Genomic DNA, 24,493 nt, shown 5'->3' with positions numbered 1-24,493 from the left:
GATGCGCTTTCTCTGATGGGGAGCTGCTACTTGCTTGCGAGCAGGGGAAGGAGCGGATGTGCGAGGAGGCCCGCGAGCGCACCGCCGATGAGCGGGCCGACGATCGGTACCCACGCGTAGGACCAGTCACTTCCGCCCTTGCCCTTGATGGGGAGGATGGCATGAGCGATGCGGGGACCGAGATCTCGGGCGGGGTTGATGGCATACCCGGTCGGACCACCGAGCGAGGCACCGATACCGACGACGAGAAACGCGACAGGCAGCGCACCGAGGGCGGCCAGTCCGGCGGGGGTGTTGGTCGCGGCATCTCCGCCGCGGCCGAAGGCGATCACCACGAACACGAGCACGAAGGTACCGATGATCTCGGTCACGAGGTTCCAGCCGTAACTGCGGATGGCAGGTCCCGTTGAGAACACGCCGAGCTTGTTGGCTGGGTCCGGCTCGTCATCGAAGTGCTGCTTGTACGCGAGCCAGACGCCGATGGCACCGAGGAATGCACCGATCAGCTGGCCGGCCAGATAGACCAGCACCGTGCCGATCGGCCATTTGCCTGGGTCGTTGACAGCGAGGCCGATGGTCACGGCAGGGTTGAGGTGGGCTCCAGAGTAGTAGGCGGCCGTGACGCCGGCGAAGACCGCGAGGCCCCAGCCGAAGGTGACCATGAGAAATCCACCGTTGAAACCCTTGGTTTTGGCGAGGGCGACGTTGGCGACGACTCCACCACCGAGCAGGAGCAGGAGAAATGTTCCGACTATCTCCGAGAGGAATTTTAGACCGAGACTGTCCACGTTGACCTTCCTATCTGACGAACGGGCCACCAGCTGGGCGTTGACGGCCGGATGCGCTCTTCGTCCACCATATCCGCTCTTTCCCTCGACATAACGGCCCCGTTACAATTGATCTCGAGGTTTCTTCCGGTGGCGATCGATACGATTCAATCCGGCACTCGGCGTGCCTGAAAGGCCGTTCTACCGGCCAGAAATGGACCTCGTCATGACGGTGCAGCTCTCCTCACACGAGAGGGCGCGACTGGGTGCCGAAGTGCGTGCGGAACGAGCCGACCTGGAGCGCGACATCGACCGCACCCGGTCGGAACTCGCCGGCGTGCGCGACGCCCGCGCCGATTCCTCGGCCGACGACGAGCACGATCCCGAGGGGTCGACGCTCTCATCGGATTGGTCCCGCATCGAGGGGATCCGGAGTGGCCTCGTCGCCCGCCTTGGTGAGAACGAGAACGCCCTCGCCCGGCTCGCGTCTGGTACCTACGGCACCTGTACGCGGTGCTCCCGAACCATCGGCGTCGCACGACTCGAAGCCCGGCCGAGCGCGGCACTCTGCATCGACTGCGCCCGGGAGCTTCAGGGGTGACCACGGCACCGGCGGTGCTGCCTCAGAAGGCTGCGAGGGCCGGGGGAGTGCGGATGCCCCGCCTCCAGACTGCGGCCGTCAGCGGCACCCCCGGGCGATAGGCCAGATGCACCACCGATGGCGCGTCGAGCACCTGCAGGTCGGCGCGACCACCGACCCGGATCGAGCCGACGGCATCCGACCCCGTGTCCCGACCGAGCGCCCGGGCGCCTCCCCGAGTGGCTGCCCAGACCGCTTCGTCGATGGTGAGCCCCATCTGGAGTACCGCCACTGCGATGCAGAAGGGCATCGACGTGGTGAATGAACTGCCCGGGTTACAGTTGCTCGCCAGTGCGATCGCGACCCCGGCATCCAGAAGCCGTCGAGCGGGGGCGAGCGGCTCGCGCGTGGAGAGATCGCACGCCGGCAGGAGGGTGGCGATGGTCGACGAGGATGCCAGCGCGTCGATGTCGCTGTCTGCAAGGTGGTTGCAGTGGTCGACGCTTGCACAGCCGAGTTCGACGGCGAGCCGCACTCCGCCGCTCCGGCCCAGCTGGTTGCCGTGAAGTCGCAGGCCGAGACCCGCGGCCGCACCGGCGTCCAGCACTTCGCGGCACTCCTCCACATCGAACGCCCCCACCTCGCAGAATGCGTCGATCCACTGCACGTTCGGTGCGACCGCCGCGAGCATCGGTCCGGTCACCAGGTCGAGGTAGTCGCGACGGTCGATCCCGGCAGGCACGACGTGCGCGCCGAGAAAGCTGACGGTGTCGGCGACGGAGGCGGCGACCCGTGCAGAGCGGGCCTCGCTTTCGAGGTCCAGACCATAGCCGGTCTTGGTCTCGAGAAAGGTGGTGCCCTGGAGCTCTGCCTCGTGCCGCAGGGTCGTCGCTGTTCGGAGGAGCGTTTGCTCCGTGGCCGCGCGTGTCGCGGCGACCGTCGTCGCGATTCCACCAGCCTCATAGCGCCGACCGGCCATTCGGGCCTCGAATTCCGCATCCCGGGAGCCGGCGAAGACGAGGTGGCTGTGCGAGTCCACCCAGCCCGGAATCACCGCGCGTCCCGCGACCGAGGTGCGGCTGTCGGCGGCCGGGGCGTTCGCGGCCGGGCCGATCCAGGCGACTCTGCCGTCATCGATCACCAGGGCGGAATCGTGCTGCCGAGGGCGATCGTCGGACTGGGTGGTGAGTTCCCCGATGTCGGTGATGAGCTCGGACATCAGTCGTTCCCGAGGGCGGCGAGGGCTTCGGCGAAGAGGTCTTCCGCACGGGCGGCGCCGGCAAGTCGACCGCGATCGGCGACAATCCCCCCGCCGACGACGACCCGAAGCACGTCAGACGCGGTCGCGGTCAGTAGCAGTTGATCGGTTGCCGAGCCGATCGTGCGGACGGATGAAGCATCGACTTCCACGAGGTCGCAGGGATCGCCGATCTCAAGCACACTGCGACTGATGCCGAGGCTGGCGTACCCAGCGGACGTACCGGTCGCCAGCAGGGCGGCGGGGGAGAATCGGCCACGTCGACCGGAGGCGAGGCGTTCGCCGGCTTCGAGGCCGCGCAGTTCGAGGAAGGGATCGATGACGGCATTCTGATCGGAGCCGATCGCGATCGGGGTTCCTTCCACCGAGAGGTCGAGTGCCGGGCCGATGCCGTCGCCAAGGTCGGCTTCCGTAGTCGGACACATCACGACGGTGCAGCCGGAGGCGCTGACGAGGGCGCGGTCTGAGGGGGTGAGGTGGGTGGCGTGCACGATGCTCAATCGTGGCTGCAGCATCCCGAGCCCGGCGAGCACCCCGACCGGCGTGTCACCGTAAGCGGCCATACAGTCGGCGTTCTCCTTCGGCTGCTCCGAGACGTGGATGTGCAGCGGGATCTCGGGACCGAGCGCGTCGAGGATCTGCACCATAGCCGTGGGTGACACCGCCCGCACCGAGTGGATGGCGGCACCGAGCGTCACCCGGTCGCTTTCGATCACGGGGCCAAGCTCACGCCAGCGCCAGATCCAGCGCTCCGCTGAGCCATCACCGAAACGGCGCTGCCGGGGAGAGAGCGGCTGACCGATAGCTCCGTCGAGGTAGCAGGTGTCGAGAAGCACCAGTCGGATGCCCACCTCGCGGGCCGCTTCGGCGATGGCCAGCTCCATCGCGTGGGCGGGGGCGTAGGACGACCCATCGACCCGGTGGTGGAGATAGTGGAATTCGCCCACCGCGGTGTAGCCGCTGACCAGCATCTCGGCGAAGACGGCTCGGGCCACCAGGAAGAGTCGTGGGGGATCGAGCTGTGCGGCAGCCCGGTACATCGAGTCGCGCCACTGCCAGAAGTCGCCGCCGCCCGAATGCGTGGTGCCGCGCAGGAGCCGGTGGAACGCGTGCGAGTGAGCATTGGCGAAACCCGGCAGAACGGTTCCGAGCCGCAGGTCACCGGCGCCCGGCAGGACCCCGGAGCGGACGTCGGCGACGCGGCCCGCGGCATCCGTCTCGATGCGCACGTCCCGCTCGATCGAGCCGGGGCGCACGAGCACGGCGCAGTGCATCACCGCCACTCAGTACTCCCAGAGCGGCACACGCAGGCCGCGTTCGCGGGCCACCTCGGCGGCCCGGTCGTAGCCGGCGTCGACGTGCCGCATGACGCCGGTACCCGGGTCGTTCACCAGCACCCGCGCGATCTTCTCGGCGGCGAGATCGGTGCCATCAGCGACGATCACCTGGCCCGCATGGATGCTCCGGCCGATGCCCACCCCACCGCCGTGGTGGATCGAGACCCAGGTGGCTCCGGAGGCGGTGTTGAGCAGCGCATTCAACAGCGGCCAGTCGGCGATGGCGTCCGAGCCATCCGCCATTCCCTCGGTCTCGCGGTAGGGCGACGCGACGGAGCCGGAGTCGAGATGGTCCCGCCCGATGACGACGGGCGCGCTCAGCTCGCCCGAGGCGACCATCTCGTTGAATTTCAGGCCGGCACGGTGACGTTCCTGGTAGCCGAGCCAGCAGATGCGCGCGGGGAGGCCCTCGAAATGCACCTTTTTCCCCGCCTCGGTGATCCAGCGGTGGAGTTTCTTGTCGTTCGGGAACAGTTCGAGGATGGCACGGTCCGTCGCCGCGATGTCTGCCGGGTCGCCGGACAGGGCCACCCAGCGGAACGGCCCTTTGCCCTCGGCGAAGAGGGGGCGGATGTAAGCGGGCACGAACCCCGGGAAGTCGAAGGCGCGCTCATAGCCGCCGAGTTTCGCCTCGGCCCGGAGGGAGTTTCCGTAGTCGAAGACCTCGGCTCCGACATCCTGGAATCCGACCATGGCACGCACCTGCTTCGCCATGCTCGCGCGGGACAGCTCGGTGAAAGCCTGCGGATCATCGGCGGAGCGCTGCTTCCAATCTTCGACCGGGATGCCTTCGGGAAGATAGGCGAGCGGGTCGTGGGCCGAGGTCTGGTCGGTGACGATGTCGATGGGCGCACGTCGCTCGAGCAGCTCGGTGAACACCGTCGCGGCGTTGCCGACGAGCCCGACCGACACGGGGATGCGCAATTCCTTGGCCGCGATCACCCGGCGAAGGGCATCCTCGAGGTCGTGGGCGATCTCGTCGAGGTAGCCGCGTGCTTTCCGTCGTTCGAGCCGGCTGCGGTCGACATCGACGATCAGTACGACGCCGTGGTTCATCGTGACGGCGAGCGGCTGGGCGCCGCCCATGCCGCCGGCCCCGCCGGTGAGGGTGATGGTGCCGGCGAGCGTGCCCCCGAACCTCTTGTCGGCGACAGCGGCGAAGGTCTCGTAAGTGCCCTGGAGGATTCCCTGCGTGCCGATGTAGATCCAGGACCCCGCGGTCATCTGGCCATACATGGTGAGGCCGAGCTGCTCGAGCCGACGGAACTCCGGCCACGTTGCCCAGTCGCCGACGAGGTTGGAGTTGGCGATCAGCACGCGGGGCGCCCACTCGTGCGTGCGGAACACCCCCACCGGCTTGCCTGACTGCACCAGGAGGGTCTCGTCGCTGTCGAGAGTCTCGAGGGTGCGGACGATCGCGTCGTAACACTCCCAATTGCGCGCGGCTTTACCAGTGCCGCCGTAGACGACGAGGTCGTCGGGATGCTCGGCGACCTCGGGGTCGAGGTTGTTCATCAGCATTCGAAGGGGACCTTCGGTCTGCCAGCTCTTCGCCGTGAGGGGCGATCCCCGGGCGGCGCGAACCGGTCGCGGGCCCGAGGTCGGCGGCTTCTGGGCGGTCGAGGTCTGGGTCGAGGCATTCTCAGCGGTCATGCGAGGTCTCCGATCACGGTGCGGACGGCGGCAAGGATCCGGCCAGAGGCGACGGCCTCGACGACGGACTCGATTTCGGGGGAGAGGTAGCGGTCCGGGCCGGGGCCCGGGACATCCCGGCGCACCTCGCTGACGGCGGATCCGGTGCCGCGGCCGGGGAGCAGGGGAGCGCGAAGGTCGAGTGCGCGGGAGGCGGTGAGGATCTCGATCGCCAACACCCGGGTGAGGCCGTCGATGGCGCTGCGTAGTTTGCGAGCCGAGGCCCAGCCCATGGACACGTGGTCCTCCTGCATAGCCGACGAGGGGATCGAATCGACGGATGCCGGGGCGGCGAGGCGCTTGAGCTCCGACACGATGCCGGCCGAGGTGTACTGAGCGATCATGAGCCCGGAGTCGACTCCCACCTCGTGCGCGAGGAATGCGGGCAGGCCCTGGCTTCGGGAGGGATCGAGCATGCGATCGGTGCGGCGCTCGGACATGCTCGCGACATCCGCGATCACGATTGCGAGGAAATCGAGCACGTAGGCGACGGGAGCGCCATGGAAATTGCCGTTCGACTCGACCCGGCCGTCGAGGGTGACCACCGGATTGTCGACGGCGGAGGCGAGCTCGCGACCGGCGACCATCCTCGCGTGGTCGGCCGTGTCACGGGCGGCGCCGTGCACCTGGGGCGCGCAACGCAGCGAGTAGGCGTCCTGCACGCGGGTGCACTCCGGACCCTTGTGGCTCTGCACGATCGGGGAGCCGGCGAGCAGCTTACGGAGGTTCGCTGCCGAGACCTGTTGGCCGGACTGGGGGCGGAGGGAGGCGAGATCCCCCGCGAACACGGCGTCGGTGCCGAGCAATGCCTCCACCGACATCGCGGCCGACAGGTCGGCGGTAGAGAGCAGCCGCCCGAGATCGTCGAGGGCGAGCACGAGCTGGCCGAGCATCCCATCCGTACCGTTGATGAGGGCGAGTCCCTCCTTCTCGGCCAGCACGACGGGACGGAGGCCGGCCGCTGCAAGCGCGTCGGCGGCCGGCATCAGGATGCCGTCATGGTCGCGGACCGTGCCTTCGCCCAGGAGGGCGAGGGCGCAGTGCGCGAGGGGCGCTAGGTCGCCAGAGCAACCCAGCGAGCCGAATTCGCGCACCACCGGGGTGATGCCGGCATTCAGGATGCCCGCATAGGCCTCGGCCGTCTCGAGCCGGATACCGGTGCGTCCGGTGAGCAGGGTGGACAGTCGCAGGGCCATCAGGGCGCGCACGGTCTCGCGTTCCACCTCTGGTCCGGATCCCGCTGCATGGGATCGAACGAGGCTGCGCTGAAGCTGGCGACGACGATCCTCGGCGATGAAAGTGGTGGCGAGTGCACCGAAGCCGGTGGAGATGCCGTAGTGGGGCTCGATGTCGCTCGCGAGCTGTTCGATAGTCTGCCGGCTCGCGCTCACCGCGACTCGAGCCGCGGCGTCGATCTCGATCGGAGCGTCGTGGCGCGCGATGGCCACCACCTGGGCGGGGCTGAGCGCGCCGATCCCGATGATGACCGGGCGGACGGCGACCGGATGTGGAGTCGTAGAAAGCGTCATGCCCCCATCAGACTCCCTCGGTGAGCCCGACCGCCACGCCATTAGGCTGTCCACCGTCCCAGATACGGGACAGTTGGCGGGAGGAGCAGATGGAAGACCGTGCGAGCCATCCGTCACCGGCGGCACACCACACTCTCCGCATCCTCGGGCTGCTGTCGGCGCAGCGCGGTCCAGTAGCCGCCTCGACCATCGCGAATGCGCTCGACCTTCCTCGCTCCACGGTCTACCGCTTGCTCGGTGTGCTCGAGGAACACGGCTTCGTATTGCACTTTCCCGAGGCCCGGCGTTATGGGATCGGCATCGCCGCGTTCGAGTTGAGCTCGGGATTCATGCGGCAGGAGCCGCTCACCCGACTGGGCCGCCCGATTCTCTCCGCTCTCGTCGATCGCCTCGGTGAGAGCGCCCATCTGGCCGTGCTCCACGGGCGCGACGTCGTCTACCTCATCGAGGAGCGCGCTCCCCGACGCCCTCACCTTGTCACGGATGTCGGGGTGCGGCTGCCGAGCCAGGTCACCGCGAGCGGGCGGGCGCTGCTTGCGACCCTGCCCAAGTCGCAGCTGCGGGCGCTCTTCCCCACCAGCGCGAGTTTTGTGCACCACTCGGAGTCCGGGCCGTCGAGCTATGCGGAGCTCACCCGCCTGCTCGACGGGGTACGCGAACGCGGTTTCGCCGCCGAGGACGGGGATGTCACGGAGGGCATCGCGTCCGTCGCGGTGGCCGTGCGGGACCACGCCGGCTGGCCGGCGGCGGGCATCGCGGTGTCGTTCCCGCGCGACGCCATCCCGGTCGATCGCTGGCCAGAGCTCGCGGCGCAGATCGGCGGTGTCGCCGCCGAACTCTCACGCCGTATCAGCGGCCGCTGAAGAGGCTGCGCGCGGCTCAGGCTTCGCCTAGGTAGGCCCAGCGGCCCTCGGCTCGACCGAATCGACTGTTCTCGGACTGCACGCCGGCCGTGCCATCCGCCGCCCGCCAGTAGGCCCGGAAGTCGACGGTGCCCGTGGTGTCGAGCAGCCCACCGGCGGTGCGCCCGACGACGTCGAGACGGTACCAGCGCACCTCCGGGTCGAGCTCGAGGGTCGGGGGGCGGAAATCCGGATGCCAGCTGGCGAGCAGGTAATCCCGGTCACCGACAGCGAATGCCGAATAGCGCGACCGCATGAGGCGTTCGGCCGTTGCAGGCCAGGAATCTCCGCGATGGAAGGGTGCGCAGCAGGCGTCGAAGCTGTCGCCGCTGAGACAGGGGCAGCGCAGGGGAGACAGCTGCCCCCTTTCGGCGCTCATGTCGGCAACGTTCCGACTGCGAAATTGACGAGTGCGATCCCGAAACAGAAAGTACCTACAACCACTCCGATTCCGGCACAGGGAATCCACCAGATGACTCTCGCTCTGCCGTATCTCTTTACGATCAGGACAATCGTGGCGAATAGAACGATGATTGCGACGATCGGAAGGGTGTACCAGGCGACGGCACCCAGCGTGTAATTGCAGTCGAGGCGCGGGTCGCTGCAGGCGTCGAACGCGAAGCCGAGGAACAAATTCATGAAGATCAGGAACCCGCTCGTGGCGATCAACCCCACTGTTAGGACTATGGCGAGGACAAGGTCGATCGTCTGTCCTCGAGAACTCGCGAAGGGCCGATGCCGGGGAGACCGCGCCCACCAGGCGCCTCGGAGCGGCTGACCGAACGGTTCGTCGAGCGAATCGGACATCGCATTCAGCCTGTGGGATTCATCCATCGGGCGAACATATCTCATGAACAGCCAATTGTCGGCCCGCTTATGCGCGTGTGGCTCTCGGACAATCACGCAGCCAACTGTCGGTATCGCGGAGTACCTTTGCGCTATGTCACGCACCTGGTTGAAGTGGATGCCCGCCGTCGCGGTGCCCGTACTGATCGCGTCCGCCGCCGTCGCGGTTCCGCTCTCCGCCAATGCCGCGGTGAACCTGCCGGCCAAGACCCCCGCCCAGGTGCTCGCCCTCGCTGCGGGTGAGAAGGTCAGCGCGCTGACCGGCACCATCACCCAGACCTCGAACCTCGGGCTTCCGTCGCTGCCCACGACGGGAGCGGATGCCTCGGCGGGATCCGCCCTCGAGTTGCTCACCGGTTCGCACGATGCCCGCATCTTCGTGGACGGATCGACGAAACAGCGGGTGCAGGTTCTCGACAACATGGCCGAGCGCGACCTGGTGCGCAACGGATCTGAGGTGTGGCTGTACGACTCGAAGAAGAAGACCGCGGTGCACTCGAGTCTCACGGCTCAGGCCGCGAAGACGCCCACAGAGGGCATGGTCACCACTCCGGACCAGCTCGCCGCTAAGTTCCTCTCCTCCGTCGATTCCACGACCACCGTGTCCCTCGGCTCAGATCTCCGGGTCGCCGGCCGCACCGCCTACGACCTTGTGTTGACCCCGAAGACCACCGACACCCTGGTCGGTTCGGTCTCCATCGCCGTCGACTCCGTCACCGGCCTGCCGCTCTCGGTCGACGTCTTCGCGCGCGCCCAGAAGGCCCCCGCTTTCAGCGTCGGGTTCTCGAAGCTCGACCTCGCTACCCCCGATGCCGCACTCTTCGCCTTCACCCCGCCCGCCGGAGCGAAGGTCACCGAGAAGGCGCCGACTGCCGATTCGGCTCGTCCGGCTCCGTCGAAGACCGATGCGGCGAAGCCGACGGTCTCGGGAACGGGCTGGGATACGATCGTCTCCCTCTCGGCAGGCAAGGGTGCCCCGAGCGCAACCTCCTCTCCACTGTTCGGCAAGCTCACCACCCCGGTGAGTGGGGGCCGCCTGTTCCACACGAGTCTCGTCAACGTCCTGCTGACGGATGACGGACGCATCTTCGCCGGTTCGGTGCCGGTGGCGAAACTCCAGGCTGCTTCCGCGACGAAGTGACCCTGCCGGTGAGCGAATTCGCGATCCGCACCGACGGCCTCACCAAACGATTCGGGGCGCAGCTCGCCGTGAACGAGGTGGACCTTCGGGTGCCGGCCGGCTCGGTGTTCGGGTTCCTCGGTCCCAACGGGTCGGGCAAGACCACGACCATCCGTCTCCTGCTCGGCCTCGCGTCGGCGACGACCGGTGAGATCGAGGTACTCGGCCGTTCGATGCCCGACGAGCTGCGGAACGTGCTCCCCGAGGTCGGTGCACTCGTCGAGGGCCCTGGTTTCTATCCCTACCTCTCCGGAGCCGCCAACCTCCACCGGCTCGATACCGCCGACGGCCACGCGACATCCGCAACCCGACACTCCCGGGTGGAGGCCGCCCTCGAGCGGGTAGGGCTGTCGCATGCCGCCGGCAAGAAGGTGAAGGCGTACTCGCTCGGCATGAAGCAGCGACTGGGTATCGCCAACGCGCTGCTCACCCCCCGGCGGCTTCTCGTGCTGGACGAACCCACGAACGGGCTCGATCCCCAGGGCACCCGCGAGGTGCGCAGCCTCATCCGGTCCCTCGCAGCGGAGGGAACGACGGTGTTCGTCTCGAGTCACCTGCTCGCCGAGATCGAGCAGATCTGCACCGATGCCGCCGTGATGAGCGTCGGCCGCCTTGTGGCGCAGGGCACCATTTCCGAGCTGCGAGGGGTCGGGGGAGCGCGTCTCAAGCTGGAGAGCCCGGACCGGGTTGCCGCGACCGCAGTGCTCGAGCGGTTCGGGATGACCGTCGCCGCCGGACCCACCGGCGCCGAAGTGCTCGCCGCGTTCGGCACAATCGAGCCCGAACCGGATGCCGTGGTGGCGGCCCTCGTGGAGGCAGGGGTGCGGGTGCGGTCATTCACCATCGATCGGCCGAGCCTCGAGCAGCGGTTCGTCGATCTCACCGGGGAGGGATTCGATGTCGCAGGCTGATTCTCTCGCCGCACGGTCCCGTCCCAGCCTCGGTCTTCCCCTGCTGGGTTCAGAGATCTCGGTGCTCTTCCGACGCCGTCGTACCTGGGCGATGCTCGCCTCCCTCGCTCTGATCCCGGTGCTGATCGCGTTGGCGGTGCGGCTGACCTCCTCCGGCCAGTCGTCCGGGCGCGGGCCCGCTTTCCTCGACCAGGTGAGCCAGAACGGCCTGTTCGTGAGTTTCGTCGGGCTGCTCGTCTCGGTGCCTCTCTTCCTGCCCCTCACGGTTGGAGTCGTTGCCGGTGACACGATCGCGGGTGAGGCGAGTGCGGGCACCCTCCGCTACCTGCTGGTCGCTCCGGCGGGTCGAGTGAGGCTGCTCATCGTGAAGTACCTCGCGACGGCCGTCTTCTGTCTTGCCGCGACGCTCGCGGTGGCGATCGCCGGTGCGCTGATCGGCATCGCCCTGTTCCCGATCGGCCCGGTCACCCTGCTCTCCGGCGACACGATCGCGGTCGGCGAGTCGGTCGTGCGCTCACTGCTGATCGCGGCCTACATCACCGTTTCGCTGCTCGGCCTCTCGGCGATCGGCCTGTTCATCTCGACGATGACCGACGTGCCGGTCGGTGCCATGGCCACCACGATCGTCTTGTCCGTCGTCTCCCAGGTGCTCGATTCGCTTCCGCAACTCGACTGGTTGCACCCGTGGCTGTTCAGCCACTACTGGCTCGGTTTCGCCGACCTTCTTCGGCAGCCGATCTCCTGGGACTCCTTCGGCAGCAACCTGATCCTGCAGGGCGGCTACATCCTGATCTTCGGCGCGCTCGCTTTCGGGCGCTTCACCACGAAGGACATCCTCTCCTAGTGTCGGGCATCCTTTCCTAGTGTCGGATGGATCGGGCATCCTGGGGCCATGGCAGAACCGGTGGGCACTTGGTGGGCGAGACGCCAGTGGTCGAAGGGCACCGACGTCCCCTATCCGGTCGGTCGCTACCGTGGCGATTGGGAGCGATATCCGGTGCTGGTTCGTCAGTACCACCCCGATCTGAACTCGGGGATCACGCTGACCCAGGTGCCCCCGGCCGCCGAGGTCTACCTCGTCTGGCAGTGCGACGTCGGGCACCGTTTCGTGGCGACCCCCGACGAGCAGCGACAGCGCCCGGGGCAATCGCGACGCCGGTCGACCTGGTGTCCCGAATGCGCCGCGGGGGCGACGAGAAAGCGGGCACCGGTCCCGTCCCGTGCCCTGTCACCGGTGCGACCCCGGGCGAAGCGCACAGCCGTGCGGCGCACGCCCGTGACCGTCGAAGACGTCGTCGTCGGTGAGGCTTTTTACAGCCTGCGAGCACCCAAACCGACCTCTGCGGCGGAGGGCGACTTGCGGCATCGTCTCGCCGGGCGACTCGCCGTGGATTTCGGGGTCAATGCGGTACGGGTACCCCGGCCGTTCTTCTCTCACCTCGAAGTGTGGCCGGACATCGTCATCGACGAGCTGAAGGTGGCCATCGAGTACGACACGACGGGGCGCGACGGTCTCGAGCACGTCGGTCGCCGCGAACAGGCAGACCGACAGAAGGACCGGCTGTTGCGGGCGGCCGGATGGGAGGTCATCCGCATCCGCTGCGGAAAGCTGAAGCCGATCGGGGCGTGGGACATCGTGGCGACCGGCGTCTCCGCGAAGACTGTCGACCGCGTCATCGAGAGGCTGGGGGAGATCCGCGGGGAGCTGATCGTCGAGTGCTACCGACGAATTCCGTGACGTCGGTCCGCCACGGCGATATCGGGCAGCCTGAAGCCGCAGAGGGGCCGGTCACGGTGTTCGTGGAGGTCGCGCCTAGGGGAGAATTCCAGCCCGCCGGGCGGCGACGACAGCCTCATACCGGCTCCCGGCCTCGAGCTTGCGCATGGCCGTCGACAGGTAGCTCTTCACGGTGCTCTCCGTGAGCCCGAGTTGGCGTGCGACCGTCGCATTCTGTTTGCCGAGGGCGATCTGGGCGAGCACATCGAGCTCTCGTGGAGACAGGGTCGGTGCGTTCGCCGAGACGGGCGCGTCCCGGGGAGCGAGACCCTGGGATGCGCGCTCGAGACGCCGCGCCAGGCCGGGGTCGTCGATTTCACGCCCGATCTCGCGGAGTTCCGCGAACAGCGCGCGTCGGTCCTGGCGTTCGGCCTGATCGCCCGACCGATGTCCGGCCAGACCGCCCTCGCTCTCCAGGGCAGCGAGCCGACGCTCCACTTCGTCGTGCACCGAGTACTCCCAGGCCAGGTCTCGCGCCACACCGAGGGCGCCCTTGAGCACCGTGTCGCCGAATTGGGTCGGTCGGCGATGGCCGGCGTAGATCACCGCCCTCACCGCACCGTCCACCACGATCGGCACCGCGAGCAGCGACACGATCCCTTCGGCTGACACCTCGCGGTCGTAGCGATGGGTGATCGAGGTCGCCTGCCGGTAATGGGTCGCGGTGACGGGCTTGCGCTCGGCGAGCGCGCGACCGCCGAGGCCCTGGGTCGGTTCGATCACCAGGCCGTGGATGCTCTGCCCCAGCGTTCCGACGAAGGAGGTCAGCGGAGCCCCGTCACGGGTGGCGAGCCCGCCGAAAGTGACCGGGAGGTCGATGCGTGACGCGAGCGCGCGAAGGCTCTTCTGAAGCAGATCGAGGTCGTGAGAAGGCCCGGATCCCGGAGTCGCAACGGTCATTCAGCTACCTCCTTAAGGCGGTAGTCGGGCACTTCGATGTTCCCTTAGCCTGCATCGTAACAGGCCGGGAACACCGACTCCCGACCCGTTCTCGATGACCATTTCATAGGAGAAATGCCATGCCGCTGACGTCACAGCCCCTCGATTCGGCAAACGACTCGCCGCTGACTCCGCTGCGCTTCCTCAAGCGGTCAGCGGAGGTCTTCCCTGCGAAGACCGCCATCGTCTACGGGGCGAGGACCTACACCTATGCGCAGTTCGCCACGGCGGCCGAGGCGCTCGCCCGTGCCATCCGCTCCCGCATCATTCCGGGCGACCGTGTGGTGTTCCTGTCGCCCAATACTCCGGAGATGCTCATCGCGCAGTTCGCAGTGCCATTGGCCGGGGGCGTCCTGATCTCGCTCAATCCCCGTCTCGCCCCGGCCGAGGTTCGCTACGTGCTCGAGCACTCCGAGGCGAGCCTGCTCTTCTTCGACGCCGAATTCGCGTCGGCCGTCGGAGACTCCCTCCGAGTGTGCCCGGCCCTGCGAGCGATCGTGGAGATCCCCGACGCGGAATTCGGATGTGCAGAGAGCGTGGTGAACATCGGCCAGGAGTCCTATCTGGCCTTCGGATCCGCCACGGCACCGGATTCGACGCCGGTGCGCTGGGAGATCGATGACGAGCGGGCGGTCATCTCGATCAACTACACCTCCGGCACCACCGGCAAACCGAAGGGGGTGATGTACAGCCACCGCGGCGCCTATCTCAACGCGATGGGAGAGGTGTTCCACAATGGCCTCGACAACAAATCGGTGTATCTGTGGACCCTTCCCCTCTTCCACTGCAACGGCTGGTGCACCCCCTGGGCCGTCACCGCGGCGAGCGGGACGCACGTCTGCCTTCGCGCCGTGCGACCGGCATCCGTCTGGGCAGCCATCGACAGGCTCGGGGTGACCAACCTGTGCGGGGCCCCGACGGTCTGCAGCGTCATCGCCGACTCAGACGACGCTCACCCGCTGGAGCGCCCGCTGCGCATCACGACGGCGGGTGCGCCCCCGTCGCCCACGATCATCGAGCGCCTCGAACGACTCGGGGCGACTGTGGTTCACGTCTACGGGCTCACAGAGGCCTATGGGCCGTTCACCATCTGCGAATACCAGGAGTCGTGGGACGAGCTGGCTCCCGCCGCGCGAGCGACGATGATCGCCCGTCAGGGTGTTTCGATGGTGCAGGCGGAGGCTCCGCGCGTGGTTGATGCCGGCATGGGGGATGTGCCACGGGATGGCACGACCATCGGCGAGATCGTCCTGCGCGGCAACAACGTCATGATCGGCTATTACAGGGATGCCGACGCCACTGCGGCTGCATTCGCCGGCGGCTGGTTCCACACCGGCGACCTCGGGGTGATGCATCCCGATGGCTACGTCGAGGTGAAGGATCGCGCGAAAGACATCATCATCTCCGGCGGTGAGAACATCTCGTCGATCGAGGTGGAGAACTCGATCGCATCCCACCCGAGCGTCGCGGATGTCGCGGTGGTCGGTTTTGCCCACGAGACCTGGGGCGAGCGCCCCGAGGCCTACGTGCTTCTGCACGAGGGTCATTTCGCCACCGCCGAGGAGATCTCCACCCATGCCCGATTGACCCTCGCCCGTTTCAAGGTTCCGGACTCCGTGGTCTTCGTCGACGCACTTCCGCGAACGGCCACCGGCAAGATCGTGAAGGCGCTCCTGCGCGCACGCTCGACGCGCCCCGATCCCGTGTCGACGCACTAACCCCCAGTCCACCGGATCGGCACCCGCCGGCCCGGTCCGCACGCCGCCCACCACACGAAGGAGTGTTACATGAGCACCATCACCGACCACCTGTCATCCCGCTCGCGGGAATTCGATCTCACCGAGGTCGCCCCGGCCCTCTCCCAGCCGCGGATCATCGCGGATCCGGCCGCCCTCGGCCTGGGAGCATTCGCCCTCACGACCTTCGTGTTGAGCCTCGCCAATTCCGGAATCGTCGGGGGAGCGGGAGCCGCGGTTCTCGGTATCGCATTGTTCTACGGGGGGCTCGCCCAGCTCGCCGCCGGAATGTGGGAGTTCGTGAAAGGAAACACCTTCGGGGCGACGGCCTTCACCTCCTACGGCGCGTTCTGGCTCGCCTTCTGGTGGCTGCTGACCAACCCCGAGGTCGAGAAGGCCGCGGGAGCTGCCGGGGTCGGAGCGTTCCTGCTCGCCTGGACGGTCTTCTCCGCGCTGATGACAGTGGCATCGGCGAAGACCAACGCGGTGCTGTTCGCGACCTTCGTCGCGGTGACGCTCACGTTCATCGCCCTCACCATCGGAGCCTTCTCGGGAGTGGTCGGTATCACCCGATTGGGCGGATGGCTCGGACTCATCGCCGCCGTGCTCGCCTGGTACGGATCCTTCGCCGTCGTGACCAACGCCACCTGGAAGCGCGTGGTGCTGCCCGTCTGGCCGACCGCCTGATCAATCACACGATGACGGCCAGGGGTCGGATGTCGTCGGATCGGCCTAACGTGTCTCCTGGAGAGGGAATTCCACCCCTCGAGAGGAGACACTCATGACCTCACTTTCGGATCGTCCCCAGACCGCGCTCGTGGTGATCGACGTGCAGAACGGCGTCGTCGCGGAGGCCTATCAGCGCGACGCGGTCGTCGCCAACATCAACACCCTCGTCGGCCGGGCCCGCGACGAGGGTGTTGCCATCGTGTGGGTGCAGCATTCCGACGACGGCCTGGAGCGGGGGAGCGAGGAGTGGCAGTATGTGCCGCAACTTCTTCGCCTCGACTCCGAGCCGCTCGTGCACAAGCACTTCGGAGACTCCTTCGAGGCGACCGACTTCGAGCAGGTGCTCGCGAGCCTCGGAGTGGGACGCCTGGTCGTGGCGGGCGCGGAGACGGATGCGTGCATCCGCTCCACGATCCACGGCGCGTTCGCGCGTGGCTACGACGTCACCCTCGTCGGCGATGCGCACACCACCAACGACCAGAGCGAGTGGGGCGCGCCGCCGCCGCCGCAGGTGATCGCCCACACGAACCTCTACTGGCAGTTCCAGGGAGCTCCGGGCCGTACTGCCGCCGTCGCGAGCACCGAAGAGGTGTCCTTCACCGTTTGATCGAGACCGCTTAGCCAGAGGGGCTCACTCTGATTCGATGAGCTCTCCCGCCTCCGCTCCGGTGGCGGCGCGGGCCAGCAGCACGATCATCGGCCCGCACGGCCTAATCCACTCGCTGCGGGGGTCGTTCGACTCGGATGCCGCACGGCCGATGCTGGCACCGAAGTCGCGCTCGGACTGCCAGACCTCCGCTTCGCGCCGGTGAATTGCGGTCGGTCACTGATCACGCGGGTGTCAGGATTCACGGGGCGTGATGGTGATGATGCTCCGATAGGCCGCTGACTCTGGTGCGTCGATCGTCCGGTCCGGCGTGACCGGCGGTGCCCCGTGCGGGACGACCTCGAGCGCTCGGTACCCGTAGCCGTCCTGGGCAAACGATTCGTATTCGAACTCGACGACGGCGCCGGGTGCCAACGCCCGGAAGCCCGACATCCGCAGGCTGGAGAAGTGCGTCCAGCATCCGCCCGCGGTGTCGGCCGAGGCGATAACGCCCCAACCCTGCTCGGGAAACCAGCTCAGCACGGTGCCGGTCGAGGTCATGCATCCAGTATCGCAAACGGCCGTATCCATGTGGCTTGCGCCGGCATAAGCGAGCCCGTCTGCGTTCCCGGATCAGGAGTTGTGGCTCGGATGCGGCGTGTCACGGGTCTTGTCCGCGGCGTGTCGTCCGCGACTCCTGATCCGCGAACAGGGGAACTCGCACCGGGGAAGTTGAGCCGGGGGGACCGCACCGGGGAGCTTGAGCAGGGAGGACCGCACCGGGCGAGAAGGCGCCAGGGAGAGGACCCCCGCCGCTAAGTGCAACTAAATGATTGCGCTCACGCCAATTTTGTGCAACTCTAGGGTTGCATCAACCGACAGAAAGGAACAGGATCATGACTATGACCGAAAACGAACGCTCCGTCGTCGACAGCGACGAGTTCACCGTCCGACGCACGATCAGCATCGCGGCCCCCATCGAAAAGGTCTGGGCTGCCGTGACCCAGGCCGACCTCATCTCGCGCTGGTTCGGCGATCGCACGATCCTCGACCGGGTCGAGGTCGGGGCACAGGGAACCTTCGCGTGGGACGGCTACGGCGACTTCCCGGTTCGAATCGAAGAGTTGGATCCGCCCCACACGATCGCCTATCGCTGGGGCAACGACAACACCGCGGCGACTTCGCTCGACCCGGACAACTCGACCGTCTTCCGCTTCACTCTCGAGGCGATCGCTGGCGGAACGCAGCTCACCGTCGTCGAGTCCGGCTTCGACAAGCTCGTCGATCCGGCCGCAAGCATGGAGAGCAACCGCGGCGGCTGGGACAGCGAACTCGACGAGCTCGTCGCCTACCTCGAAGGCGGATCGTGACCTCGATCACTCTTGTACCGGTGTTCGCCGCGCTGGGAGATGAGACGCGCTGGAGCATCCTCGTGGCTCTCGGCGAGGGGGATGCGTCGGCGTCAGCTCTCGCCGAGAAGCTTCCGGTCAGCCGCCAGGCGATCGCCAAGCATCTCGCTCTGCTGCAGAAGGTGGGTCTCGTCGAGTCCGTGCGCGTTGGCCGAGAGCTGCGTTTCCGCGTGCTCGGCGCGAACCTGAGCGACACCGCTCGACGCCTGGAGCGCATCGGTGCCGACTGGGATCGCCGGCTCGCGGCCATCAAGGTCATCGCGGAGGGGCTGTAGGCACGCGGATTGCGCCCCGAGACGACCGTCTGCATGATGGGACGATGGTGAACGATCTTCATCCCGAGCTGCGCGCCTGGCTCCTGGACACCGACGTCGCACTGCGGTGGCAGGTCGAGCGCGACCTGCTCGAGTTGCCACCGGGGGAGTGGGAGTCGACGAGGGCGCGGGTGACCACCGAAGGCTTCGGCGCCGAGCTGCTCGCGCGGCAGGATCCAGACGGCCAATGGGCCGGAGGAGCGTTCTTCCCCAGGGACTTCGATTTCGCCGGGCCGGAAGCGGCGGACGGGTCGGGCCAGCCCTGGACGGCGACGACCTGGTCACTCAACGCGCTCCGCGAGTGGGGAGTGGATGCCTCGGCCCTCGACGGCACCGCAGCGAAGCTCGCCGTCAACAGTCACTGGGAATACAACGACGGGCCGTACTGGGACGGCGAGGTGGACTGCTGCATCAACGCCTGGACTCTCGCCAACGGCGCCTGGCTCGGGGCGGATGTCTCGGCGCTCGTGGAGTGGTTCCCGCAGCATCGTCTGGAGGACGGCGGCTGGAACTGCGAGTGGGTCGAGGGATCCACCCGCTCGTCCTTCGACTCGACGCTCAACAGCCTGAAGGGCATCCTGGCGTGGGAGATGACGACCGGCGGGACCGACGCGATGCGGGCGGCGCGTCATGGGGGAGAGGGGTATCTGCTCAATCGCCGGCTGCTCTATTCCCTCTCCACGGGCGAGATCCTCGGCCCGCGGGTGACGCGGCTCGCGTATCCGTTCCGCTCGTTCTACACCGCCCTGAACGCGGCGGACTACTTCCGGACGGCGTCCTTGGTCGATCGCACTCCACCCGATCCGCGTCTGTCCGATGCCGTCGAATCGATCCGACGCGCCCGCCAGCCCGACGGTTCCTGGCTCCAAGAGCGAAGGTACCCGGGGAGGGTCTGGTTCGACGTCGACGTCGACGTCGGCGCTCCCTCACCGTGGCTCACGTTCTACGCCGCGAGAGTGCTGGCCTGGTGGGATGCCCGGTGACGGCTGTCAGCGGATCAGCCGCCGTTGCACGATAGGGGAGATCAGCGCATGCGCTGCCGCGTCGACCAGCAGCACCGCGACCAGCAGCCACGACGGCCATCCCGCTCCGAACAGCAGGAGAACGGCTGCGGCCAGCAGCCCGACAACGCCGAGTAGCGCGAGCGTCACCGGCTGGATTCCGTATCGCCAGGCGATCTCGACGTGGGCAACGTGGTACAGCCCGATACCGACTGCCAGCGCCGCAACGGTGCCATAGGGCAGATGCGACTCGTCCGCGTGTTCGATCGCGGCTCCCAGTCCCGCAGCCAGGCCGCTCAGGCCGAGCACGATGAAGAAGTGGGCCACGACGATCACGTCGCGAAGCACCACCCCGACCCGTGCCTCAGGATCCGCTCGGCCAGTGGCGTGCCCGACTGGTAGTAGCGCCACCAGATCGCGCAGATCAGTATGAACGTGACGGCGGAGACCACCCAGGCGAGTGCCGACTGGTGCATGTTCACCGCGAAGATCAGTTCGACGACCGACTCCCCGAGCACGATCATGATGAACAGCCCGACGCGCTCGACTAGGTGGGATGCGGTGAAACGAACGCGCACGACTCCCGGTGCGGTGAAAGCCAGCTCCGCCACGAGGAGTCCCAGCCAGACCCACGGGCGCCCGAGCTCCGGCACGAGGATGGAGGCGAGCCAGAGCAGGGCGAAGCCTGGGCCGTAAATCACCGCCTGGAGCGGGCCGCGCTCGGTGCCGCGGTTGACCTTCGTCCACAGCGGCCACAGCGCGATGCGGGCAACCGAATAACCGATTACGAACAGCAGGGCACCACTTCCCGTTGCCTCCGGGATCGAGATGGCGACCAGCGCCACACCGGCCATCGACACCAGCACCGGGATGCGGCGGTCCAGCGAACGGTCACCGCTGAGATTCACGAAAGTGGTGACATTCAGCCACGCCAACCACACCAGCGCGAAGAGCAGGACCACTTTGGCGAAGTCGCCGGGACCGGGCTGGCCGCGCAGCACATCCGTCAGCTGTTTGATGATGACGACGAACATGAGGTCGAAGAAGAGCTCGAGCCAGTCGACACGCCACACAGGCGTGGCCTCGGTGTCGGTCATGCCACGGAGGTACCGCTGCGAGCCCGGCTGGCTCACGGTGTGCCGTCCGCAATTTTATATCGCTTGACAGTGATATCAGTCTGTGATGATATAAGCGCATGCATGTGCTGGATATTCTCGGGGACCCGGTTCGACGGCGCCTTGTCGAACTGCTCGGAGACGGCGAGCGTTCGTCGGGGGAGTTGACCACCCGAATCCGCGACGAGTTCTCGATTGGACAGCCGGCGGTCTCCAATCAGCTGCGGGTTCTCCGGGAGAGTGGCTTCGCGCGCAGCACAGCCAGCGGCGCGCGGAGGATCTACAGTCTCGAGCGGGAGCGTCTCGACGAACTCGAGGACTGGCTGCGGGACCGCCGAAGATTCTGGGCCGATCAGCTGACCGCTCTGGACGAATCGTTCGCACCAGTCCAGGGGGACCGCGAATGAGAGACATCGACACCGGGGCGGGCCGCGAGCTGAGGATGCGACACACCATCGCCGCGCCCAGAGAGCAGGTCTGGGTGGCGTGGACCACCACTGCAGGTCTCGCGCGTTGGTGGTGGAACCACTGGCCGGACGTGGAGATCGAGGCCGACGTGAGGGTGGGTGGGTCATATCGGTTCGTCGCCCCTGCCGCGGGGATCGTCGTCAGCGGAATCTATCTCGCGGTCGATGCGCCATCACGTCTCGTCATCACCTGGGTCTGGAGTGATCCCGACGGGGTGCAGGGGGAGGAGGCGGTGGAGGTGCGATTCAGCGACTCCGACGCCTCGACCGCGGTCTCGATCGTCCATCGGGGGCCCTGGGACGATGACACCGCCGCAACCGCCTATCGAGAGGGCTGGACGTTCGTTCTCCTCGCCCTCGAACGCGAGCTGCTTTCCGCCGTGCGGGAGCTTAAAGCGAAGACGGACACACGGGGCCCGACAGGTAGTCAAATCATCTGCTGGTGAGGACCGTTGCCGTTGTCACACCGAAGGGCGCAGCCTCAGCTGATCCGGTGGGACAAGTGGACCGTGTCGTCGTCGCCGTCGGTCTTCCCGATGGATTTGCGGATGGCGGCGGTCACGCGCAGCTTGTGTGTTCCGTCGTCCAGTGCCATGAAGGCGCCGCGGAAAGGCTCGCCATCGATAGTTCCTTCGACTTTGACGAGGTAGCGGGTGCGCAGAATCGTTGCCGACGGCTCCGCACCAGCGGGATACTCGATCAGCTCACCCGACCCAGGCCGCCCAACTGTCACCTGCGTCTCGATTCAGCGCCTTCAGATAGACGCTGATTTTGCCGTAGAAGATATAGACCGCTTCCCGATAGATCTCGTGCTGAATGAATGGAGAGGCGATGAAGCCGCCCCCGCGGTCGATTCGGTCGATGTGCAGCTCGTCGTCCGTGAACCGATCCATCACGGTCTTCAAAGCATCGTCCTGCCCATCGAACCAGGATCGAAGGGTCGAGATTGTCACCGAGTCCGGAGTAGGAAGCTCTCGGTGTGCCCAGTCGAGTTCGAAGGTCCGGAAGGAATGGGTGTAGACACCCTGAAGGGTGCCCATCTCAATCAGCAGATCGGCCAGGCGGGGGTTCGCGCCGGGAAGCTTGTAGTCCAGGTCGTTGTCGGAGAAGACAGTCAGAACATGATCGCGCATGCTGTGGTGGCCACGAATTTCCTCGTCGTACAGATTATTCACGCTGGTCTCTTCCTTCGTACGGCTGTGGAGCCGGAGGGCCCGATGCCGTCGATTCTCCTAGCCACAGTCGGGAAAGGGTACGCGTTTCAGCTCCCGCTCCGACTGGACAAGAGTTTCAATCCGAATACTTCTGCTGGCGAAGCCAGTGATCCGTTTTCACTCTGTTGGTCGAACCGGATGTTGACACAATGGCAGCATGAGGGAGTCGCGGACAATCTCCACGAGCGCAGGGTGGGTGGAAATCGCGCTGTTGCCGGGTCCTCGCCCGCCGGTGCTGTTCTTCCCCGGCGGTCACTGCTCGGCTATCTGCGATTGTGGATGGGAGCCCTATACCGCGATCGGCCATGGCCTCATCTCGTTCTCGCGTCCGGGCTATGGCGGCACGAGGGTCGGTCTACTCAGCCCGGAGGCGTTCGTGTCGCAGGTCGGTGAAGTGTGCGAGCAACTCGACATCTCCACAATCGCCGCCGCAGTCGGAGTGTCGTTCGGAGGCATGCAAGCTGTGCACGTTGCCGCAGAGAAGGCTCTCGGAGTGCCCCGCCTGATTCTGCACAGCTGCGCTCCGTCTGCGCTGCCTTATCCAGATACCCGTGCGGAGGCGATCGGAGGCGGGGTACTGTTCTCGCCAGCGCTGCACGGGCTCGTGTGGAAACTCGTGCGGCGACTGGTTCGCACAGACGCGGGACTGAGACGCGTGATTGCCCGGCTCTCGAAACTTCCCGTAGACGATTGGTGGAAGGATTTCGACGCGACGGACAGGTCGGAGTTGCGAGCACTGTTCCGCAGCATGAATTCGGATTCTGGGTTCACCAATGATCTCCGTCGCGGGCTCGCCAGAGACGCCGCAGCACGGCGCGAGGTGATGTCTCGAGTCGAGTGTCCGACCTTGGTGACAGGCTCACCGCACGACCGGGGAGTTTCTTTCGCACACGCGCAGGATTTTGCGGCGAATATGCCCAACGCCGTTCTGGTCGAGCTCGATTCACCGAGCCACATCTTCTGGGTCGGTCCAGGCAGAGACCGACTGGAATCAGTGATCAGGTCGTTCATGGACCAGTGATCTCACAACGCGTTGGCCAGGTGGAGACCGTCATCCCTGTTCGCACGAAGAGGTGCCCGGGGGAGCGGTACCCGGCCTCTGGCACCTGCCGGCGTCAGTTCACGCCCCCCGCGGGCAGAATGAAAAGCCCCGCGATCGTCCGGTCGTCGCGGAAAGAGACACGGGCAGTGAAGTCACCAGCTTCGAAAGCGAGCGGCGTGTTGGTGACAGTGATGTCGGCGGCACGGGTTGCTTCAGGTTCTCCCCGCCGGTGATAGGTTCCGGCGAGTCCGATGATGTGGGCCCACGCTGCTGCGAGGGCCTCGTCGGTTAGTCGGTCACGCATCTGGGCGTCGAACTGTGCGACGACGGCATCCCAGTCCCCGAGGGAGAGAGCGTCGACGACGGCTCCTGCCAGGGTGGCCGCCTCCGGCAACGGTGTGGTGTTCATGGTTTCTCCTGTTCGTGGATCGACTGCTTTGCCGTATCTCTGAAAGGCCGCCTGGCGTGTGACGCCGAGGAGATCTCCGATCTCCTGCCACGTGGAGCCCGCCGCCCGCGCGCTTTCGACAGTTGCGGCCAGCAGTGCGGCAGCCAAGGCCTGCACGTGGATCGCCGCGCCCACCGACTCCAGCGGCGTGCGTTCGGAGCTGGTGACAGGCGACGCGAGGATGCCGCCGACCTCGCGGTGGAGCCGACGGGCTACCTCAGCAACAGAATCCATCTGTAAAGCATACCTTGACATTCACGGTAATGTGTAAAACACTGTTGACATCTATTCGAAAGGTATTGGTGCCACGTGGCGATGTTCACGGTTCACGGAGACGAGTTGATCCTGGAGCTCACCGGCGCCGAGAAGATTGAGGCGATTCACGAAGACATTCGGGTGCCTCTGTCCTCGGTGCGGGAGGTCGAGATCCTCGAGGATGCGCTCGATGCGTTCCACGGTATCCGAACAGGAACAGGGATACCTGGCGTACTCGTCGTGGGAACCATTCGCTGGAAGAGCGCCAGGGCTTTCGTGGTGGTTCATCATGGCCATCCACGCGGTGTCCGGGTGCGTCTGGAGAAAAGCGACTATGACCAACTGATTGTCGGATGCGACGACCCAGAGGGCGTCGCGGCTACCATACCGGTCACGCCGTGACGACCCGGATCGGCTGCTTCTCGTTATGACCCTCGGCGCCACCAACCGTGACTTCCA

The 24,493-nt window shown here is 66.6% G+C and carries 31 protein-coding genes; 17 read left to right on the top strand and 14 right to left on the bottom strand.

The annotated features are described in order from the left end of the window. Positions 1-26: 26 nt before the first annotated feature. The gene (locus ACVXZ4_RS10480) at positions 27-788 is read right to left on the bottom strand and encodes an MIP/aquaporin family protein (protein ID WP_461794792.1); all 762 of its coding nucleotides are present in this window, start codon (positions 786-788) and stop codon (positions 27-29) included. 193 nt (positions 789-981) lie between these two features. On the opposite strand from ACVXZ4_RS10480, the gene ACVXZ4_RS10475 reads away from it, so the two are divergent. After that, on the top strand, positions 982-1,368 hold the full coding sequence (locus ACVXZ4_RS10475; RefSeq protein WP_461794791.1) for a TraR/DksA family transcriptional regulator: 387 nt from the start codon (positions 982-984) through the stop codon (positions 1,366-1,368). Between the two features lie 22 nt (positions 1,369-1,390). On the opposite strand, the gene hutI is transcribed toward ACVXZ4_RS10475, so the two are convergent. Genes hutI through hutH form a run of 4 tightly spaced genes read right to left on the bottom strand, consistent with a single transcriptional unit; the run spans position 1,391 to position 7,163 of the window. Next, positions 1,391-2,566, bottom strand: coding sequence for an imidazolonepropionase (hutI, locus tag ACVXZ4_RS10470; protein ID WP_461794790.1), 1,176 nt, complete (start codon positions 2,564-2,566; stop codon positions 1,391-1,393). Then, positions 2,566-3,879 carry a formimidoylglutamate deiminase gene (locus tag ACVXZ4_RS10465; RefSeq protein WP_461797958.1) on the bottom strand — a complete coding sequence of 438 codons (1,314 nt, stop codon included), beginning with the start codon at positions 3,877-3,879 and terminating at the stop codon, positions 2,566-2,568. Before ACVXZ4_RS10465 ends, hutI begins: the two co-directional genes overlap by 1 nt. A gap of 9 nt (positions 3,880-3,888) precedes the next feature. Further along, positions 3,889-5,595 (bottom strand): urocanate hydratase, encoded by a 1,707-nt coding sequence (gene hutU, locus ACVXZ4_RS10460; RefSeq protein WP_461794789.1) that lies wholly within the window; start codon positions 5,593-5,595, stop codon positions 3,889-3,891. After that, positions 5,592-7,163: a histidine ammonia-lyase gene (hutH, locus tag ACVXZ4_RS10455; protein WP_461794788.1), complete on the bottom strand. Its 1,572-nt coding sequence runs from the start codon at positions 7,161-7,163 to the stop codon at positions 5,592-5,594. The genes hutU and hutH overlap by 4 nt, the downstream gene beginning before the upstream one ends. Positions 7,164-7,252: 89 nt before the next feature. Here hutH and ACVXZ4_RS10450 point away from each other — a divergent pair, with 89 nt between their 5' ends. Next, positions 7,253-8,026, top strand: coding sequence for an IclR family transcriptional regulator (locus ACVXZ4_RS10450; RefSeq protein ID WP_461794787.1), 774 nt, complete (start codon positions 7,253-7,255; stop codon positions 8,024-8,026). Positions 8,027-8,042: 16 nt separating this feature from the next. Here the strand turns inward: ACVXZ4_RS10450 and ACVXZ4_RS10445 are convergent, their stop codons facing one another. Further along, the gene (locus ACVXZ4_RS10445) at positions 8,043-8,444 is read right to left on the bottom strand and encodes a YchJ family protein (protein WP_461794786.1); all 402 of its coding nucleotides are present in this window, start codon (positions 8,442-8,444) and stop codon (positions 8,043-8,045) included. Further along, on the bottom strand, positions 8,441-8,899 hold the full coding sequence (locus tag ACVXZ4_RS10440; RefSeq protein WP_461794785.1) for a hypothetical protein: 459 nt from the start codon (positions 8,897-8,899) through the stop codon (positions 8,441-8,443). Before ACVXZ4_RS10440 ends, ACVXZ4_RS10445 begins: the two co-directional genes overlap by 4 nt. A gap of 106 nt (positions 8,900-9,005) precedes the next feature. On the opposite strand from ACVXZ4_RS10440, the gene ACVXZ4_RS10435 reads away from it, so the two are divergent. The 4 genes from ACVXZ4_RS10435 to ACVXZ4_RS10420 are packed head-to-tail and all read left to right on the top strand — an operon-like array spanning position 9,006 to position 12,740. After that, positions 9,006-10,052 (top strand): LolA family protein, encoded by a 1,047-nt coding sequence (locus ACVXZ4_RS10435; protein WP_461794784.1) that lies wholly within the window; start codon positions 9,006-9,008, stop codon positions 10,050-10,052. 8 nt (positions 10,053-10,060) lie between these two features. Beyond that, the gene (locus tag ACVXZ4_RS10430) at positions 10,061-11,002 is read left to right on the top strand and encodes an ABC transporter ATP-binding protein (protein ID WP_461794783.1); all 942 of its coding nucleotides are present in this window, start codon (positions 10,061-10,063) and stop codon (positions 11,000-11,002) included. After that, on the top strand, positions 10,989-11,846 hold the full coding sequence (locus tag ACVXZ4_RS10425; RefSeq protein ID WP_461794782.1) for an ABC transporter permease: 858 nt from the start codon (positions 10,989-10,991) through the stop codon (positions 11,844-11,846). The genes ACVXZ4_RS10430 and ACVXZ4_RS10425 overlap by 14 nt, the downstream gene beginning before the upstream one ends. 48 nt (positions 11,847-11,894) lie before the next feature. Next, positions 11,895-12,740: a zinc-ribbon domain-containing protein gene (locus ACVXZ4_RS10420; protein WP_461794781.1), complete on the top strand. Its 846-nt coding sequence runs from the start codon at positions 11,895-11,897 to the stop codon at positions 12,738-12,740. A gap of 75 nt (positions 12,741-12,815) precedes the next feature. On the opposite strand, the gene ACVXZ4_RS10415 is transcribed toward ACVXZ4_RS10420, so the two are convergent. Continuing rightward, the gene (locus tag ACVXZ4_RS10415; RefSeq protein WP_461794780.1) at positions 12,816-13,679 is read right to left on the bottom strand and encodes a helix-turn-helix transcriptional regulator; all 864 of its coding nucleotides are present in this window, start codon (positions 13,677-13,679) and stop codon (positions 12,816-12,818) included. A 119-nt stretch (positions 13,680-13,798) separates the two neighbouring features. Here ACVXZ4_RS10415 and ACVXZ4_RS10410 point away from each other — a divergent pair, with 119 nt between their 5' ends. The 4 genes from ACVXZ4_RS10410 (at position 13,799) to ACVXZ4_RS10395 (ending at position 16,995) form a co-directional block, all read left to right on the top strand. Then, positions 13,799-15,436, top strand: a complete 1,638-nt coding sequence (locus ACVXZ4_RS10410) for an AMP-binding protein (RefSeq protein WP_461794779.1) — start codon at positions 13,799-13,801, stop codon at positions 15,434-15,436. 69 nt (positions 15,437-15,505) lie between these two features. Further along, entirely contained in the window at positions 15,506-16,141 is a 636-nt protein-coding gene (locus tag ACVXZ4_RS10405; protein WP_461794778.1) for an acetate uptake transporter, read from the top strand. A gap of 94 nt (positions 16,142-16,235) precedes the next feature. After that, a complete protein-coding gene (locus ACVXZ4_RS10400) occupies positions 16,236-16,790 on the top strand; it encodes an isochorismatase family protein (protein WP_461794777.1) in 555 nt (184 codons plus the stop codon). 37 nt (positions 16,791-16,827) lie between these two features. Continuing rightward, positions 16,828-16,995 (top strand): hypothetical protein, encoded by a 168-nt coding sequence (locus ACVXZ4_RS10395; RefSeq protein WP_461794776.1) that lies wholly within the window; start codon positions 16,828-16,830, stop codon positions 16,993-16,995. A 29-nt stretch (positions 16,996-17,024) separates the two neighbouring features. Here ACVXZ4_RS10395 and ACVXZ4_RS10390 read toward each other — a convergent pair whose 3' ends face one another. Then, on the bottom strand, positions 17,025-17,330 hold the full coding sequence (locus tag ACVXZ4_RS10390; RefSeq protein WP_461794775.1) for a cold-shock protein: 306 nt from the start codon (positions 17,328-17,330) through the stop codon (positions 17,025-17,027). A gap of 335 nt (positions 17,331-17,665) precedes the next feature. Between ACVXZ4_RS10390 and ACVXZ4_RS10385 the strand changes: the two genes are divergently transcribed. Genes ACVXZ4_RS10385 through ACVXZ4_RS10375 form a run of 3 tightly spaced genes read left to right on the top strand, consistent with a single transcriptional unit; the run spans position 17,666 to position 19,475 of the window. After that, a complete protein-coding gene (locus ACVXZ4_RS10385) occupies positions 17,666-18,139 on the top strand; it encodes an SRPBCC family protein (RefSeq protein ID WP_461794774.1) in 474 nt (157 codons plus the stop codon). Beyond that, positions 18,136-18,453: an ArsR/SmtB family transcription factor gene (locus ACVXZ4_RS10380; RefSeq protein WP_461794773.1), complete on the top strand. Its 318-nt coding sequence runs from the start codon at positions 18,136-18,138 to the stop codon at positions 18,451-18,453. Before ACVXZ4_RS10385 ends, ACVXZ4_RS10380 begins: the two co-directional genes overlap by 4 nt. A 44-nt stretch (positions 18,454-18,497) precedes the next feature. Next, positions 18,498-19,475, top strand: coding sequence for a squalene cyclase (locus tag ACVXZ4_RS10375; RefSeq protein ID WP_461794772.1), 978 nt, complete (start codon positions 18,498-18,500; stop codon positions 19,473-19,475). A 6-nt stretch (positions 19,476-19,481) separates the two neighbouring features. Here the strand turns inward: ACVXZ4_RS10375 and ACVXZ4_RS10370 are convergent, their stop codons facing one another. Continuing rightward, positions 19,482-19,841, bottom strand: a complete 360-nt coding sequence (locus tag ACVXZ4_RS10370; protein ID WP_461794771.1) for a hypothetical protein — start codon at positions 19,839-19,841, stop codon at positions 19,482-19,484. Next, positions 19,826-20,590: a low temperature requirement protein A gene (locus ACVXZ4_RS10365; protein WP_461794770.1), complete on the bottom strand. Its 765-nt coding sequence runs from the start codon at positions 20,588-20,590 to the stop codon at positions 19,826-19,828. Before ACVXZ4_RS10365 ends, ACVXZ4_RS10370 begins: the two co-directional genes overlap by 16 nt. Before the next feature lie 98 nt (positions 20,591-20,688). Between ACVXZ4_RS10365 and ACVXZ4_RS10360 the strand changes: the two genes are divergently transcribed. Together ACVXZ4_RS10360 and ACVXZ4_RS10355 are read left to right on the top strand one after the other, a co-directional pair. Continuing rightward, positions 20,689-21,015: an ArsR/SmtB family transcription factor gene (locus tag ACVXZ4_RS10360; protein WP_461794769.1), complete on the top strand. Its 327-nt coding sequence runs from the start codon at positions 20,689-20,691 to the stop codon at positions 21,013-21,015. Beyond that, the gene (locus tag ACVXZ4_RS10355) at positions 21,012-21,521 is read left to right on the top strand and encodes an SRPBCC family protein (RefSeq protein WP_461794768.1); all 510 of its coding nucleotides are present in this window, start codon (positions 21,012-21,014) and stop codon (positions 21,519-21,521) included. Before ACVXZ4_RS10360 ends, ACVXZ4_RS10355 begins: the two co-directional genes overlap by 4 nt. A 35-nt stretch (positions 21,522-21,556) precedes the next feature. Here ACVXZ4_RS10355 and ACVXZ4_RS10350 read toward each other — a convergent pair whose 3' ends face one another. Both ACVXZ4_RS10350 and ACVXZ4_RS10345 read right to left on the bottom strand, forming a co-directional pair. Then, complete coding sequence (locus ACVXZ4_RS10350; RefSeq protein ID WP_461794767.1) at positions 21,557-21,808, bottom strand: DUF1905 domain-containing protein; 252 nt, start codon at positions 21,806-21,808, stop codon at positions 21,557-21,559. Then, positions 21,780-22,250, bottom strand: coding sequence for a hypothetical protein (locus ACVXZ4_RS10345; RefSeq protein WP_461794766.1), 471 nt, complete (start codon positions 22,248-22,250; stop codon positions 21,780-21,782). The genes ACVXZ4_RS10350 and ACVXZ4_RS10345 overlap by 29 nt, the downstream gene beginning before the upstream one ends. Before the next feature lie 235 nt (positions 22,251-22,485). Between ACVXZ4_RS10345 and ACVXZ4_RS10340 the strand changes: the two genes are divergently transcribed. Then, the gene (locus tag ACVXZ4_RS10340; protein WP_461794765.1) at positions 22,486-23,310 is read left to right on the top strand and encodes an alpha/beta fold hydrolase; all 825 of its coding nucleotides are present in this window, start codon (positions 22,486-22,488) and stop codon (positions 23,308-23,310) included. 94 nt (positions 23,311-23,404) lie between these two features. Here the strand turns inward: ACVXZ4_RS10340 and ACVXZ4_RS10335 are convergent, their stop codons facing one another. Beyond that, positions 23,405-24,013: a DUF3887 domain-containing protein gene (locus ACVXZ4_RS10335; protein ID WP_461794764.1), complete on the bottom strand. Its 609-nt coding sequence runs from the start codon at positions 24,011-24,013 to the stop codon at positions 23,405-23,407. Between the two features lie 75 nt (positions 24,014-24,088). Here ACVXZ4_RS10335 and ACVXZ4_RS10330 point away from each other — a divergent pair, with 75 nt between their 5' ends. Further along, positions 24,089-24,436: a hypothetical protein gene (locus tag ACVXZ4_RS10330; RefSeq protein WP_461794763.1), complete on the top strand. Its 348-nt coding sequence runs from the start codon at positions 24,089-24,091 to the stop codon at positions 24,434-24,436. The last annotated feature ends 57 nt before the right edge of the window (positions 24,437-24,493 follow it).

The sequence above is a fragment of the Lacisediminihabitans sp. FW035 genome (genome assembly GCF_054880895.1).
Note: the sequence above shows the minus strand (reverse complement) of the source record. Positions and strands in the feature narration are given on the sequence as shown.

Excerpts from the sequence above, each read along its gene's own strand:
- ACVXZ4_RS10475 (WP_461794791.1), top strand. The coding sequence starts at position 982 with ATGGACCTCGTCATGACGGTGCAGCTCTCCTCACACGAGAGGGCGCGA.
- hutI (WP_461794790.1), bottom strand. The coding sequence starts at position 2,566 with ATGTCCGAGCTCATCACCGACATCGGGGAACTCACCACCCAGTCCGAC.
- ACVXZ4_RS10465 (WP_461797958.1), bottom strand. The coding sequence starts at position 3,879 with ATGCACTGCGCCGTGCTCGTGCGCCCCGGCTCGATCGAGCGGGACGTG.
- hutU (WP_461794789.1), bottom strand. The coding sequence starts at position 5,595 with ATGACCGCTGAGAATGCCTCGACCCAGACCTCGACCGCCCAGAAGCCG.
- hutH (WP_461794788.1), bottom strand. The coding sequence starts at position 7,163 with ATGACGCTTTCTACGACTCCACATCCGGTCGCCGTCCGCCCGGTCATC.
- ACVXZ4_RS10450 (WP_461794787.1), top strand. The coding sequence starts at position 7,253 with ATGGAAGACCGTGCGAGCCATCCGTCACCGGCGGCACACCACACTCTC.
- ACVXZ4_RS10445 (WP_461794786.1), bottom strand. The coding sequence starts at position 8,444 with ATGAGCGCCGAAAGGGGGCAGCTGTCTCCCCTGCGCTGCCCCTGTCTC.
- ACVXZ4_RS10440 (WP_461794785.1), bottom strand. The coding sequence starts at position 8,899 with ATGGATGAATCCCACAGGCTGAATGCGATGTCCGATTCGCTCGACGAA.
- ACVXZ4_RS10435 (WP_461794784.1), top strand. The coding sequence starts at position 9,006 with ATGTCACGCACCTGGTTGAAGTGGATGCCCGCCGTCGCGGTGCCCGTA.
- ACVXZ4_RS10425 (WP_461794782.1), top strand. The coding sequence starts at position 10,989 with ATGTCGCAGGCTGATTCTCTCGCCGCACGGTCCCGTCCCAGCCTCGGT.
- ACVXZ4_RS10420 (WP_461794781.1), top strand. The coding sequence starts at position 11,895 with ATGGCAGAACCGGTGGGCACTTGGTGGGCGAGACGCCAGTGGTCGAAG.
- ACVXZ4_RS10415 (WP_461794780.1), bottom strand. The coding sequence starts at position 13,679 with ATGACCGTTGCGACTCCGGGATCCGGGCCTTCTCACGACCTCGATCTG.
- ACVXZ4_RS10410 (WP_461794779.1), top strand. The coding sequence starts at position 13,799 with ATGCCGCTGACGTCACAGCCCCTCGATTCGGCAAACGACTCGCCGCTG.
- ACVXZ4_RS10405 (WP_461794778.1), top strand. The coding sequence starts at position 15,506 with ATGAGCACCATCACCGACCACCTGTCATCCCGCTCGCGGGAATTCGAT.
- ACVXZ4_RS10400 (WP_461794777.1), top strand. The coding sequence starts at position 16,236 with ATGACCTCACTTTCGGATCGTCCCCAGACCGCGCTCGTGGTGATCGAC.
- ACVXZ4_RS10395 (WP_461794776.1), top strand. The coding sequence starts at position 16,828 with ATGAGCTCTCCCGCCTCCGCTCCGGTGGCGGCGCGGGCCAGCAGCACG.
- ACVXZ4_RS10390 (WP_461794775.1), bottom strand. The coding sequence starts at position 17,330 with ATGACCTCGACCGGCACCGTGCTGAGCTGGTTTCCCGAGCAGGGTTGG.
- ACVXZ4_RS10385 (WP_461794774.1), top strand. The coding sequence starts at position 17,666 with ATGACTATGACCGAAAACGAACGCTCCGTCGTCGACAGCGACGAGTTC.
- ACVXZ4_RS10375 (WP_461794772.1), top strand. The coding sequence starts at position 18,498 with ATGGTGAACGATCTTCATCCCGAGCTGCGCGCCTGGCTCCTGGACACC.
- ACVXZ4_RS10365 (WP_461794770.1), bottom strand. The coding sequence starts at position 20,590 with ATGACCGACACCGAGGCCACGCCTGTGTGGCGTGTCGACTGGCTCGAG.
- ACVXZ4_RS10360 (WP_461794769.1), top strand. The coding sequence starts at position 20,689 with ATGCATGTGCTGGATATTCTCGGGGACCCGGTTCGACGGCGCCTTGTC.
- ACVXZ4_RS10355 (WP_461794768.1), top strand. The coding sequence starts at position 21,012 with ATGAGAGACATCGACACCGGGGCGGGCCGCGAGCTGAGGATGCGACAC.
- ACVXZ4_RS10335 (WP_461794764.1), bottom strand. The coding sequence starts at position 24,013 with ATGGATTCTGTTGCTGAGGTAGCCCGTCGGCTCCACCGCGAGGTCGGC.